The sequence below is a fragment of the Schlesneria sphaerica genome, from assembly GCF_044336245.1.
Classification (GTDB): domain Bacteria; phylum Planctomycetota; class Planctomycetia; order Planctomycetales; family Planctomycetaceae; genus Schlesneria; species Schlesneria sphaerica.
In genome coordinates, this window is record NZ_CP172346.1 from 2008200 (window position 1) to 2022286 (window position 14087).

Consider the following 14087-nt stretch of genomic DNA (forward strand, 5'->3'; position numbering starts at 1 on the left):
AGTCTCGTGATTCCATAACTTCAAAGATTCCCTCCATGAGAAGCATCGATCTGTCCGGTAAAGTCGCCCTGGTGACCGGGTCCAGCCAGGGACTTGGGTTAGCCACCGCCACCGAACTTCATAATGCGGGAGCGTCGGTTGTGCTGAATTACTTCCCCGACTCGGCCGGGGTGAATCAGGGGCTGGCGGAAGCAGCCGCAAAACAGCTCGGCGAACGAGCCATCGCCCTGCCCGCGGATGTTCGCGACAGGGGATCGCTGGACGTTCTGTTTCAGAAGATCGTCGACCGTTTCCAGAAAATCGACATTGTCGTCAATAACGCAGCGATCATCCGTGACCGCACCATCCGCAAAATGACCGACGACGAATGGTCGGACGTCATCGATACAAATCTGACCGGGGTCTACAACGTCTGCAAAGTCGCCCAGGAGAAACTGGCCCAGAACGGTCGCATCGTCAGCATGGCCTCGATTTCAGGAGTGATTGGCTTCTACGGACAAGCGAATTACTCCTCCGCCAAGGCGGGTGTAATTGCCCTGACCAAAGTCCTGAGCAAAGAACTTGCCCCGCGAGGGATTACCGTGAACGCGGTCGCCCCCGGCGTCGTTCTGACAGAAATGGGAAAGACAATCCCCAACGAAGTTCGTGACCAGATGCTGGTCAACATCCCGCTGAAGCGGTTTGGCGAACCCTCTGAGATTGCGAGCGTAATCCTGTTCCTCTGCAGCGACCTGGCAAGCTATGTCACCGGGCAGACGATCCACGTCAATGGGGGCTGGTGGGGTTAATGGACCGGATCGACACACTTCTGTGTACTGCCGATGCTGCTGTAGCGCAAATTCCCCTGGGTGCGACCGTCGCCTGCGGGGGGTTTGTGGGGGCCGCGCATCCAGAGTCCCTGACCGCCGCTCTCGAACGCCGCTTTCTGGAGACCGGTACGCCCCGCGACCTGACCCTCGTGTACGGTGCCGGTCAGGGAGACGGAAAATCCCGCGGACTTAACCACCTCGGCCATGCGGGTCTGGTGAAGCGTGTCATTGGGGGACACTGGGGCCTTGTCCCCCGTCTGGGAGAACTGGCACTCACGAATCAGATCGAGGCCTATAACTTTCCGCAGGGGGTCATCTGCCAGCTCTATCGCGACATCGCTGCAGGTCGTCCAGGCTGCGTGACTCACGTGGGCCTCGGAACCTTCGTTGACCCGGTTAACGGAGGGGGTCGCCTGAACGCCAGGACGTCGATCCCGATGGTGGAGCGCGTCACACTGGCCGGGAAGGAATGGTTATTTTACCAATCCTTTCCAATCCATGTGGGGTTGATCCGAGCCACTTCCGCCGACCCCTATGGCAACCTGTACATGGAGGAGGAAGCGGTCGTTGGCGACGTGCTGCCGATCGCACAGGCAGTCCGAAACTCCGGCGGCATCGTGCTCGCGCAGGTGAAGCAACTTTTGCCTGCCCCATTGCCCCCGATTCAGGTGCGGGTACCGGGAATCCTTGTCGACAAGGTCATCGTTTCCAGCTCGGAAGATCACTCGCAAACATTCGCAGAAGAATTGAACGACGCCTATTTCCTGCCGGCGTCGGCGGATCATGCGGCAGAGCGATGTGCGGCACTGGGAAGGCTTCCTCACGATGAACGCCGGATCATTGCCGCGCGGGCCTGTGACGAACTTCAGCCCGGCGCCGTGGCCAACCTGGGAATCGGGATGCCCGAGGGCATTGCTCGAATCGCCGCTGAGCGAGGCCTGCTGGCCCGCATTACCCTCACCGTGGAGAGTGGCCCCATCGGCGGAATGCCAGCCGGGGGACTGAGCTTTGGTGCCTCAATGCACCCACAAGCCATTGTCGATCAACCCGCACAGTTCGACTTCTACGACGGCGGCGGACTCGACTTCGCCGCACTGGGAGCGGCGCAGATCGACTGCGAAGGGAATGTGAACGTCTCTCGATTCGGTTCCAAACTCGCCGGTGCCGGCGGCTTTATCAACATCTCACAAACGGCCAAACGGCTGGTCTTCTGTGGGACATTGACCTCCGGGGGTCTCGAAGTCGACGTTAGGGATGGCCAGCTGATCATCGTCCGCGAAGGTGCGACTCGCAAATTTGTTAAGGCTGTCGAACAGATCTCCTTCAGCGGCCAGATCGCGCGACAAACCGGAAGGGATGTGCTGATCGTCACCGAACGAGCGGTCTTCCGACTCACTTCGGCTGGACTGGAACTGATTGAAGCCGCACCGGGAATCGACATCCAAACGCAGATCCTCGCGCATCTCGACTTCCGTCCCGTCATCCGGGACGTTCGCTCTATGCCGGCTTACCTGTTTGAGTGACCTGCTGAATTCACGAGCTGATCGAACGATCCGTTGAAACGCCCCCGGAACGACCAGATCTCGCATTCAAGTGACACCGGTACGAGCAACGCCTCGCAATCTCCTTGACTCGTTTCCGCCTTACCTGCCCGAGGCGGAATCCAGTCCTGAGAGAAATTCGCGCTGACTTGAGTTGCAGTTGTTGCTGACGGCTCACCAAATCGCATTCCGACAGTGATTGTCGTAAAATTGCGAACGACTTGTTGATGGCAGTCGACACTCGTCTCCGAGCACGTTGACTCCGCTCAGTGCGAAGCCTCTACCACAGGAATCCAACGATATGACAGCCACCGTCTCGAGTAATCTGCATCCAGACGTCGTCAAGTTTCTCTCATCGGGAACTCTCAAGGGAGTCGTCGGGGGCAAGGATGTCACCAGTTCCACCGGTCAGACATTGAAAACACTGAACCCCGGCTCGGGAGAAGTTCTGGCGGAGTTCTCCGCTCTCAGTGAATCGGATGTCGATAACGCCGTCAGAGTCGCCGGTGAAACATTTACCAAGTCACCCTGGGCCAAACTCCCGCCGAACGAGCGTGGTGTGTGGCTGCACCGATTGGCGGATGCCGTCGAGAAGCACAAACCAATCATAGGTCAGATCGAAGCATTGGACGCCGGCAAGATTCTGCCACAGGCACTCGGCGACGTACAGAACTTTGTCGACACCTTGCGTTACTTCACCAACATGTCACTTCACGTTCAGCACCGTACAGCACTGGCGGTCTCGGGACATGATGCGTGGACGGTTCGTCACCCCTGGGGACCTTGTGGCTTCATTTTTCCCTGGAACTTTCCCTTCCTGCTGATTGGCTGGGGAATTTCCCCTGCACTTGCCGCGGGGAACACCGTCGTCATCAAACCGGCCGAAGATACTCCCCTGTCTGCCATCTATCTTGCACGACTCGCTCGTGAGATCGGGTTCCCCGATGGGGTCATCAACGTCGTTCCCGGAACAGGCGAAACGGCCGGTGCCGCTCTCTCGCGAAACCCCGGTTTGCGACGCATGTCCTTCACCGGTTCACCCGAAGTCGGCCGAATGGTGGGTGAGGCCTGCGGACGTAATCTGACCCCGGTCAAGCTCGAACTGGGAGGGAAGGGCGCCGCTGTCGTCTTCGACGATGTCGATGTCACCAAGACCGCAGAAAAGCTGGTTCAGGCGATCACGTTCCACACGGGACAGGTCTGTTGTGATGCGACGCGCTGGCTGGTGCACAAGTCGATCTACAACGACTTTATCGACGAATGCAAAGACCGGATGACGAAAGTTCGCATCGGCTATCAGCTCGACGAACAGTCTCAAATGGGACCGGTGGTCAATGCACGTCAGCGTGAGCGGGTGCTCTCCTACCTCAAGAAAGGACAAGAACAGGGGGCCAAGCTGCTGACCGATGGGGGCGCTGCCGAAGTGCCGGGTCGCTCTGGTTTCTACGTCAAACCATCGCTGTTGGCAGGATCGCTCGACAATGTCGCCGCGCGCGAGGAAATTTTTGGCCCCGTCGCCTACATCGCCCCCTTCTCATCAGAGCAGGAGGCAATCGAGATGGCTAACCAGACTGACTATGGTCTGGCCAACAGCGTTTGGTCGAGCGATCTGACGCGAGCGTACCGTGTGGCAGAATCGCTGGTCGCGGGCAATAGCTGGATCAACGCCCACAACATCTTTGCTCACGGCATTCCCTACGGCGGTGTCAACAAGAGCGGGATGGGGGGCGGAGTCCTGTCGATCGAAACGCTGTTCGATTACTGGAGAAGCATGTCCGTCGTGCGTCCCCTCTGATCGCTCAGGGCGGCAATAATACGACCGCGTCGCCTCTGTTGGGGCGACGCGGCCTTTGATGCTCCGTCTCGGGATTCAGCCCATCAGAACACGCAGGTTTTCCTTGTCGCGGGACGCTCATACGTCTTTCGGCCGCACGTCAATCATGAGAGCAATTCCGAAAGCCGTTTGATCCCTTGAGACACCGGGCTATGCAGCCCGATTGGCGGCTGCGGCATCCATCTGCGTCTGGAAGGCCCCTTTGCTCTCGATAATCGAGCCCGCATCAAAGCGTTTCCCGAAGTAGTACTTCTGTGCATTCTCGTCATTCAGTACCGTCGCCGCGTCACCACTGACGAGGATCCGGCCGGAAAACACGATGTAACTGCGATCGGTGATGGTGAGCGTCTCGCGTTCACGGTGGTCGGTCAGGAGGATCGAAATGCCGCTTTGCCGCAAGTCAGCGATGATGTCCTGAATGCTATGAATCGTGACCGGGTCAATCCCCGTGAAGGGTTCGTCAAGCAGAATCAGCTTCGGACGACTCGCTAGACAGCGGGCGATTTCCAGACGACGTCGCTCCCCCCCGGATAACGTCCCGGCGGTCTGCTTCCGCTTCTCCGTCAGTCCGAACATGCCCAGCAGTTCATTCGCTCTGGCCATCCGTTCGCGGTATGACAGCGGCTGAAACTCCAGCACCGCGTAGAGGTTCTGTTCACCGGACAGTTTACCGAAGACACTGTCATTCTGGGGCAGATATCCCATGCCATGCTGGGCTCGTTTGTAGAGCGGCCAGCGGGTGACATCCACGCCGTTAAAAATGACTTTGCCATCGGTGGGGGTCACCAGTCCGACCGCCATACTAAAGCTCGTCGATTTCCCGGCACCGTTCGGACCCAGCAATCCGACAACTTCACCAGGCTCGACGTGGAACGAAACCCCATCGACGGCACGTTTGCCAGGGTATTGCTTGACCAGACCAATGCATTGCAGCAATGACATATTTCGTCCTCCATGACGGTCTCTGTCGAGGTTGCTTTACGTTTCGCCAGTTTAGTCGGTCACCTTGATTTTGACGATGCCAATGCCGAATCCGCAGAGCAGAGTTGCTGTCAACGGGGATTCCTCGCTGCTTACCCGATCGGGCCGCACGTCGGACTGACACCACTTTCGGACTGACACTGCTTGAGGTTACCGAATCCGTTTCAATCGCCACCACTGAGGATAGAAGGGGGCCACGTAGTCCGGATAGTTGTCGACTTCCGGTTCCCCTCGCTGATTCCGACGTGGCGAATGATTCAGCAGTGGGTAGCCCTTGCCACTGTTAAGAAACGGGATTCCGTGGGGCCAGTAGATAAAGAAGGCCTTCCCCAGCAACGCCTGTCGCGGCACGGCATGCCGATTGTAGGCATGACGTTGCACGTTCGGCCACAATCGGCTGTCCTGACTGCGGGGGCTATTGTCCCCCATCACAAAAAATTCATCAGGCCCCAGTTCCCGGAACGTCGCTTCGCGATGCTGACGCGAATAGAGATTCCCGTATTCGTTCGGATCCTTCAGGCTCTCGCGGATCTGAAGCGAGTCCGAAAGCTCCTGATCGTGCATCGTAAAGTCACCCGCATCGTTAGGGACTTTTTCTGCCCGGTAGTAGATATCTCGCTGAAGAACCAGGTCTGAGACTTGAGCGGTCACACCCCGCGCAGAGAAACCAGCGGGCGTCAGGTCCGACTCCTGGGGGCTGCGATTTGCGGGAGCGGAAAATTCCGCCCCGGGACCAAACGGGATCAAACCACTGCTGAGCCAGGAACTATTGATCCAAAGGCAAAGCCGATCATCGACGTTCGCGAATGTGATGCTGTATCGTCCAGGCCCGCGAATCGGGGTCGGCGCAGACGCCATTTCGATATTCGCCGCGCGGGAATCGGCTGCCAGGTCATCATTGCGCAGCAAGGTCGCCTGTCCCGTTTTTACATCAATCCGGCAGACGTAGCGACGAACGCCCTCGGTCAATTCAAAGCTCAGTTCCGCTTGAGAATCACCGGATGTGGTGTCTGAAATGGAGGTGATGTTGACGGTGCAATTCAATGACAGATCGCCGACCCAGAAGCGGTCATCGTCGTTGTTGGAGCTTCGCCCACCAGAGAACGCGTTGTATCCACAGAAATCGGTGATCAACTGCGGTCGAGGATCCTTCACGACATCCTCGTGTCCGCCCACATCATCCCAATCCGATTTGCTCGGAACGAGATGCTGATACCTGACCCACTTTTCTTCATCAGTCGATTCAACGGAAAAGCTGCGTGACTGAGCATCATGCTTCCAGCCGGATTCCGCCCGAACCCAGCCGTCGAGTCCATTTGAAATCTCTTCGTGGGTCATTGTCTGCCATCGTTCTGGCCAGCCACTGGCGAGCAAGTCGACGGGGGGATTTCGGTCATCGTAGACCAGGAGTTGCAGAACCTTCTGCTTGTCCGGATCCTGCTTACGCAGAATTTGAAACTCCCCTTGATCTCCCTGGCGTGCGTAGACGTCACCGCGAGAAATTCGGATCGTCTCGCCAGGAAGCCCCACGAGTCGTTTGATGTAGTTTTTCTGCATGTCTTCAGGATACCGGAAGACGATGACATCCCAGCGTTCCGGTGAGGCAATCTGATAAGGAAACTTATTCACCAGAATGCGATCTCCCTTGAAAACAGGGAGATCTCGAATTGAATTGGGATACCGGCAGTTGGGGCAGATGGATTCGCTAATCCGACGAACGAGGTAGCCATCGTCGTCAAGTTCGTCGCTCGCACCGACTTCATAGTGCTGATGACACTCGGTACAGACGACAGCTTTATTGCGACCGAAAAGAGTCGGCGCCATCGACCCGGTTGGGATCACAAAGGCTTCGGCGACAAATGTCCGGAAGAGGAGCGCGAGTACAAAAGCAAACGCGATCGATTCAATCGTTTCCCGTCCGGCGTCCTGCTGCGAGCCGTGTGAAGCTGTTCGAGCGGGATTCTGCGTGGATTCCGTCCCTTTGTTGACAGAAGCGGCGGTCGGGTTGGATCTACTCATTCGGTCTTCTATCAATCTTGAAGGGGGGCGACATTCTGCCTGTCAGTCTGCGGTCCGCCCTCGTCATCGTGCGAGGGCCATGCTTTGCTATTTGAGACCCAGCGTTTTCACGGCGACAGCATCAACCTCTTCGAGGTAGGCCAGAAGTCGGTCCCTCTGACTGGTGAGGTGCCGAACTCGCAACAGCGACTTCACACGTGTCGTAAGTTCAATACGGTTGACAGGTTTCGTGAGAAAATCATCCGCGCCCGCCTGCACCGCGCGCTCGATATCACCCATTTCCGCGAGGGCAGTGACCATCAGGACGGGAATATCCCGGGTTGCCGCTTCACTTCGCAGTTGCTTGCAGACCTCATAACCGCTCAGTTTGGGCATCATGATGTCCAGCAGGATCAGGTCCGGCTGAAACTCTTCCACCTTCTGCAGGGTTTCCCGACCATCGTGAGCCATCGCGATTTCATAGTTTTCGTCGGCGAGAAATGCGTCAAGAAGCTCGCAGTTCTGAATATTGTCGTCGGCAATCAGAATCTTCGACGTCGCCGTCATATCACTCACCATCCATAAAGAGAACTCGGGGTCTTTTCGGTCGAATTTCAGATGCCAACGCCTCCGAAGTCCACACCTCCTTCAGACCGGAAAAGTATATCGTCTTCCTTACGACAGCGGAATCGGTAACTGCCTGATCGCCGACGGCGTCGATCAATGTGGCATCACGGTTGCAACGGGAACTGCAGGGTTACACCCCTGAAACATGCAGGTGTTACCCGATGCGTTCGTCGAGAGGGCTTCGAATCTCGACAATTCAAGCTCCCTGAGTCGAACTCCCCCTCACCCAAATCTGTCTCCGAGTCGGTCCATTCCCCGGCGTACATCCCCGTGCAAGTCATGCCCGAACGCAGCCACCTGGACTTCGGATCAACCCTTCATAATTCGACTTGCCTTCCCTGCCGGGAGAGCAGACTCCACAACAGTCGGAGGATCAGCGCTGTCTTTGGGGCGGGAAACCAGGATTTTCAGGTCTGAAGCCGCAGAAAGGGTCTGATCTTTTCCCCGGCGCCCGCGTATCATTCCCGTGTGGATAAATTTCATTCCGACGCCGCTTCGCTGGCAAAGGTCTTTTTGCGAGGTGGCGAGTTGAGTATACATACCTTGCCGTTAGATGCGTGAGTCTCGGGGAGAGGCTTGGAAGAAGTCCCTTGCCGCAGTCTCATTCGGATGACTTTTCGTCATTTCAGCAGGGAAGCCCATGGCTATATCGACTGCCCGAACGCTGCCTTCGCAACTTCGCGACATCCAGCTTCAGATGGAAGCCCTCGCGAAAAGTTACGGTCTCGACTTCTTCGAAACCATCTTTGAAGTTCTCGATCTGGAAGAACTTTGCATGTTCGCCGCCTACGGCGGATTCCCCGTGCGTTACCCGCACTGGCGGTTTGGCGCTGAGTACGATCAACTGCTGAAAACCCACATGTACGGACTTCAGCGAATCTACGAGATGGTCATCAACAATGACCCGTGCTACGCCTACCTGCTCAACACCAACGAGATGGTGGATCAGAAGCTGGTGATTGCCCACGTCTACGGCCACTGTGATTTTTTCAAGAACAACGCCTGGTTCGGTCAAACGAACCGCAAAATGCTCGATCAGATGGCCAACCACGCCACTCGCATCAGCAGATACATCGACCGCTACGGGTACGAGAAGGTAGAAGAATTCATCGATGCGTGCCTGTCTCTCGAAGACCTGATCGACATGCATTCCATGCATATCAAACGCGCCCCGGATGTGACACCACTTCCCCACGCAGCTCTACTGCGCGAGGATGATTTCGAATTCATGCAGTCCGGCCGCCTCCCCTCGAAGGGCTACATGGACTCCTTCATCAATCCACCAGAAGTCCTGGAAAAGGCGGCAAGAGAAAAGCACCAGCAGGAAGAGGAGCGAGACAAGAAACGGTCGTTTCCGGACGAGCCTCAGCGGGATGTTCTCCTGTTTCTACTCGAACACGCCCCCCTCCGAGACTGGCAGCACGATATCCTCGCCATTATCAGAGACGAGGCCTACTACTTCGCCCCCCAGGGTCAGACGAAGATCATGAATGAAGGCTGGGCCAGCTACTGGCACACAACTCTCATGACAAAACACGGCCTCACCGACGCCGAGGTCATCGACTACGCAGACCACCACAGTGGGACGGTGGCCATGAGCCCCCAGCGCATCAATCCCTACAAGATCGGAATCGAACTCTTCCGGGATATTGAAGAACGCTGGAACCGGGGCCAGTTCGGCCTCGAATACGAAGAGTGTGACGACTGGCAGGCCAAGCAAAGCTGGGACAAGCAGTTGGGGCTTGGGCGGGACAAAATCTTTGAAGTCCGCCGTATCCACAACGACATCACCTTCATCGATACATTCTTAACGCCTGAATTCTGCAAGAAGCACAAGATGTTCTCGTTTGCATTCAACGACAGCAGCGACAACTACGAAATTGCTTCGCGTCAGTTCCAGGAAGTGAAAGCGCAACTCCTCAACAGCCTCACCAATCACAGCCGCCCGTTCATCTACGTCGTCGACGCCAACTACCGCAATCGGGGTGAGCTTTACCTGCAGCACAAGTATCAGGGAATCGAGCTGAAGCAGGACTACGCCCAGGATACGCTACGGAACTTGCATAAACTGTGGGCGCGGCCAGTTCATCTGGAATCGGTGATCGATGACAAGCCCGCCATTATCGCGTTCGACGGCACCAATCACTCGATCAAGAATAAGTAAGCTGCTGCGACGAGTGCACTCCTGTCGTGCAGCCAGACTCTCTTCCCTTCAAAATAGGGGAAGCAAAGGCGAAAGGCGCGGCAAGACTGGAAAGGCCGTATGCTGTCTGGCGACCTTAAACAAAAAGCTGCGTGATCAACCGTGACCACGCAGCTTCTCAATTCTTCCTTTGCCGCCGTCCAGATCAGATCAGATCAGATGAACGGAGTGACGCCGGGCCGAGCCAGCGGTGGTACGTCCACTTTAGTATCCCAGCCGGTGATTTCGGGGATGAGCACTTGTTTCGAGTTGAGTGCCATCTCCCAGGTCACCTGCTTACCGGTGTAGCCTGCCATGCGCCCCATGATCCCAGCCAGCGTGCTGGTCACCATCCGGTCGCCATTGTTGATGTGCTTTCCGGTTCGGATCGAATCGAAAAATTCATCGTGCTCGACCTGGTACATGTTGGAGTTAGGACCACTGTACTTCCAGGGATTGGCGCCGGTGATTTCCACACCACCCTTGATGTAGGCGGAACCCTTCGTTCCCATCACGTGCAGGCTGTTTTCGTTATGGCAGCCGGCGATCTGCCGCTGTGCCATAAACCCGCGAGCTCCGTTGGCCCATTCGTAGTTGACTTCGATATGGTCGAAGATGTTACCACCATGAGCGGGAACCTGGCGTCCACCGACCGCCGTACAGCTCATCGGGGCTTCGTCCTTCATCGCCCATTGCAGCCAGTCCACCGTATGAATGGCCTGTTCAACCAGTCCGTCCCCCGACAGGAACGTGAAGTTATACCAGTTGCGAACCATCCACTCCAAATCGGTGATGCCTTCTGGCCGTGTGCTGGCGGGTGGCATCGGCTTGACAGGGCTGGTGAGGTAGGTCCCGTAGACTGCCAGGACATCACCGATCTGTCCATCGTGGATTCGCTGGAACAGCTCGCGCCGTGCGTAGTCATAGCGCCAGCAGAAACCGGCGACGACCGCCAGGTTCTTTTCTTTGGCGATGCGAACCGACTCCATCACCGATCGCACGCCCGGGGCATCGGTCGCCATGGGCTTTTCGGTGAAAATATGCTTGCCTGCTTCGACCGCGGCACGCAGATGAGCGGGGCGGAAACCTGGTGGCGAGGCGAGCAAAACCACATCGCACGTTTCGATGACGTTCTTGTAGGCGTCCAGACCGACAAATTTGTGCGCATCGTCGACCGCGACCTGCTGTTCGATTCGCTTGTTGACCTTGAGATTGCCCAAGCTGGCTTCGATCGCGTCTTTGCTGAGGTCCGCAACAGCGACGAGCTTCGATTGGGAATCGGCCTGCAGAGCCTCACCGGCCGCACCCGTTCCGCGACCACCACAGCCGACCAGACCGACCTTCAGCTGGTCACTTCCCGCGGCAAACAGACCGGAATTGAGTCCAAGGTTCATTCCCAGGGCTCCAGCCACTGCTGTGCTTCCCTTGAGGAAGCTCCGTCGCGACGTTGATCCCGTCGAAAATTGATCGCTCATCGAATGCTCTTTCCAAAATTTTCCGAAATCACAAACCACATTCCGCCATCGCGGAACTGGCAATTCACTTGATCTGGCGCCAAACAGGTACGCAATTCAAGAAGCACCGCAACGAATGCTACAACATCGATTACGCTCGATGCGAGCAATCTGTCGGAGTTTTTTCGGTAATCACCACCTGAGTGGAAACTGAACTCAGCAAGTCCTGATGATCACTTACAAACCGTTCGATTCCTCAAAACAACGCGAAATGCGGTACCGGACTGCGTTCAATATTGCCGGCCCGCCAGCTCAAACAGGACAGAGACTCGCTAACTTGCAGTGCCGACAGTTGTTTCGCAGCAGGTGCACGCGCCGACAGGGAATAGGGATCAAGACGTTCAGTCCCGACGCAATTTCGCACTCATCGATTCTTGTTCTCGACTTGGATTTCTGATCGATACCATCGATTTCATCGACCAGCTACACTGATTTCTCAAGTCCCGGGAGAAATGAGACTCCTGGGTTGTTCGAAGAGGATCAACCATGCCGAAAGTGAAAGTCCGTCGCAGCGATCTAAAACCGGGCGAGGTGCTGTGCACATATTGCACTGCACGCTGCTGCCGGTATTTCGCGTTACCCATCGAAACCCCGACGACCTGGGAGGACTTCGATCACATGCGTTGGTACGTCATGCACGGACGGACCGCGATCTTCGTCGATGGGGGAACCTGGTATCTGCTCGTCTACGGAGACTGCCAGAACCTGCTTCCTGACCAGCGCTGCGGAATCTATCACACTCGCCCCGAAATCTGCCGGGCGTACTCCACCGACAACTGCGAGTATGACAACAACGGGTGCTACGACAAATACTTCGAATCCCCCGATCAGTTGTGGGAATATGCAGAAGCGGTTCTTCCTCCGAAACCGCAGCCTCGCAAGAAAGCCGGAGTGCCGGACCTGCCCACACTTCCGGTCCTCAGTACTTAGGTTCGGGGTCTGTAAAGCCGCAAGCCGTCACGTGGTGGCACCGGTCAGCCCACTCCCGATTCCGCCTTCGTCTCAGCCGGCGGGTTGCATTATTCCCCAGTAGAATCCGAATTGATGACCTGCATGGTCGAGAGACATTGATTCGTCCAATCAGCAAGACCATCCCCTCGGTTACCCTGTCCTCGTCGTCAGACGCTACATTGAATGGAAGCCACCGTGTCCCAATTGATTGAACCACGTACCCTGCGAGGATTCCGCGATTTTCTGCCTGAAGTCATGCTGGTACGCGAACGGCTGATGGAAACGGCCCGGCGTGTCTTTCGCAGCTACGGCTTCAGCCCGATCGATACTCCTGCCCTCGAATATGCCGAGATCCTGACGGGAAAGGGGGGGGAAGAATCCGATAAACAGCTCTTCCGCTTCAAAGACGGGGGAGATCGAGACGTCGCCATGCGGTTCGACCTGACCGTCCCCCTGGCGCGCTTCGCCGCTCAACATTCCTCGACGCTGGGGACTCCCTTCAAGCGTTACCACATTGCGCCTGTCTGGCGTGGAGAGAACACCCAGCGAGGTCGTTACCGCGAATTCGTCCAGTGTGACTTCGACACGATCGGCACCGATTCCAACGCGGCAGACATCGAGACCCTGCTAGTGATCCATGACCTGCTCGTGGCACTCGGCTTTGAACGATTTACGATTCGCGTCAACAACCGTCTCATTCTGAACGGCGTTCTCGCCGCGTTGGGTCTGACTGACAAGACGGTCGGAGTGCTGCGAGCGATCGACAAACTGCCGAAGATTGGACAGGACAATGTGATCGCTGAAATGGTCGAGAAGGTGGGAACCACTCCCGATCAGGCAAAGCAGGTGCTCTTGACGGTCGGGCCGCAGACTGACTTGGCGTTCCTGGCCACCACCTATGCAGACAACGAACAGGTCATGCAGGGCGTGAAACGGCTCCGTCAGCTCTTCGATGCCGCCGCAACGGCTGGAATTCCCCAGGATCGAATGGCGCTGGATGTCTCCATCGCTCGGGGTCTGGATTATTATACCGGGACCATCTACGAGACCTTCCTGACCGATCTCCCTTCGATTGGCAGCATCTGCTCCGGGGGTCGCTACGACAATCTGGCGGGACTGTTCACCAAGGAACGTCTCCCCGGGGTTGGTGCCAGCCTGGGACTGGACCGCCTGATCGCCGCGATGGAGGAACTCAAACTCCTGGGAACGCAGACGACACCCGCTCCTGTCCTGATCACGCAGTTTGATGATGAACGACTGGGAGACTACCTGCGAGTTGCACGCCTGCTGCGGGCCGCTGGCATTAGTACCGAAGTTTATCCGGAAACGAAAAAACTCGGAAAGCAGCTTCAGTACGCGGATAAAAAAGGATTCCGGGTTGCTCTGATTGCCGGATCCGATGAGTTCGCCAAAGGGGTCTGGCAGATCAAGGATCTCAAAGCGGGAACATCGACCACGGTCGAAGAAGGCAACCTCATCGCATCCCTTCAATCAATCCTCTCCGCGACATAGTCGCCGAGGAAACGTCCAGGCGTCACGAATCGCAATCGCAATCCCGGTTGAGTTGCTCCCGCAACAACCGGGTTGCGCTACGGACGACAGTTGACTGGAACCCATCCGCAACCGAATTGAAGAGCCGCAAGATTGTGA

At 56.7% G+C, this 14087-nt stretch carries 10 protein-coding genes; 6 read left to right on the forward strand and 4 right to left on the reverse strand.

What is annotated here, in order from left to right; translation table 11 throughout:
* Positions 1-35: 35 nt before the first annotated feature.
* The 3 genes from fabG (at position 36) to ACGY09_RS07395 (ending at position 4145) form a co-directional block, all read left to right on the forward strand.
* Positions 36-788 (forward strand): 3-oxoacyl-ACP reductase FabG, encoded by a 753-nt coding sequence (gene fabG, locus ACGY09_RS07385; protein WP_397571046.1) that lies wholly within the window; start codon positions 36-38, stop codon positions 786-788.
* Complete coding sequence (locus tag ACGY09_RS07390; protein WP_397571047.1) at positions 788-2332, forward strand: acyl CoA:acetate/3-ketoacid CoA transferase; 1545 nt, start codon at positions 788-790, stop codon at positions 2330-2332. Before fabG ends, ACGY09_RS07390 begins: the two co-directional genes overlap by 1 nt.
* Positions 2333-2651: 319 nt before the next feature.
* Positions 2652-4145: an aldehyde dehydrogenase family protein gene (locus ACGY09_RS07395; protein ID WP_397571048.1), complete on the forward strand. Its 1494-nt coding sequence runs from the start codon at positions 2652-2654 to the stop codon at positions 4143-4145.
* A gap of 189 nt (positions 4146-4334) precedes the next feature.
* Here the strand turns inward: ACGY09_RS07395 and lptB are convergent, their stop codons facing one another.
* The 3 genes from lptB to ACGY09_RS07410 all read right to left on the reverse strand — a co-directional run bounded on the left by lptB (position 4335) and on the right by ACGY09_RS07410 (position 7730).
* Positions 4335-5126, reverse strand: coding sequence for an LPS export ABC transporter ATP-binding protein (gene lptB / locus ACGY09_RS07400; protein ID WP_373650918.1), 792 nt, complete (start codon positions 5124-5126; stop codon positions 4335-4337).
* Positions 5127-5315: 189 nt separating this feature from the next.
* The gene (lepB, locus tag ACGY09_RS07405) at positions 5316-7184 is read right to left on the reverse strand and encodes a signal peptidase I (protein WP_397571049.1); all 1869 of its coding nucleotides are present in this window, start codon (positions 7182-7184) and stop codon (positions 5316-5318) included.
* An 87-nt stretch (positions 7185-7271) separates the two neighbouring features.
* Positions 7272-7730, reverse strand: coding sequence for a response regulator (locus ACGY09_RS07410; protein ID WP_373650916.1), 459 nt, complete (start codon positions 7728-7730; stop codon positions 7272-7274).
* Between the two features lie 700 nt (positions 7731-8430).
* Here ACGY09_RS07410 and ACGY09_RS07415 point away from each other — a divergent pair.
* Positions 8431-9954, forward strand: coding sequence for a SpoVR family protein (locus tag ACGY09_RS07415; RefSeq protein ID WP_397571050.1), 1524 nt, complete (start codon positions 8431-8433; stop codon positions 9952-9954).
* Positions 9955-10148: 194 nt separating this feature from the next.
* On the opposite strand, the gene ACGY09_RS07420 is transcribed toward ACGY09_RS07415, so the two are convergent.
* Complete coding sequence (locus tag ACGY09_RS07420; RefSeq protein WP_373650914.1) at positions 10149-11447, reverse strand: Gfo/Idh/MocA family protein; 1299 nt, start codon at positions 11445-11447, stop codon at positions 10149-10151.
* A gap of 525 nt (positions 11448-11972) precedes the next feature.
* Between ACGY09_RS07420 and ACGY09_RS07425 the strand changes: the two genes are divergently transcribed.
* Positions 11973-12416, forward strand: a complete 444-nt coding sequence (locus tag ACGY09_RS07425; protein ID WP_373650913.1) for a YkgJ family cysteine cluster protein — start codon at positions 11973-11975, stop codon at positions 12414-12416.
* A gap of 216 nt (positions 12417-12632) precedes the next feature.
* On the forward strand, positions 12633-13949 hold the full coding sequence (gene hisS, locus ACGY09_RS07430; protein ID WP_397571051.1) for a histidine--tRNA ligase: 1317 nt from the start codon (positions 12633-12635) through the stop codon (positions 13947-13949).
* The last annotated feature ends 138 nt before the right edge of the window (positions 13950-14087 follow it).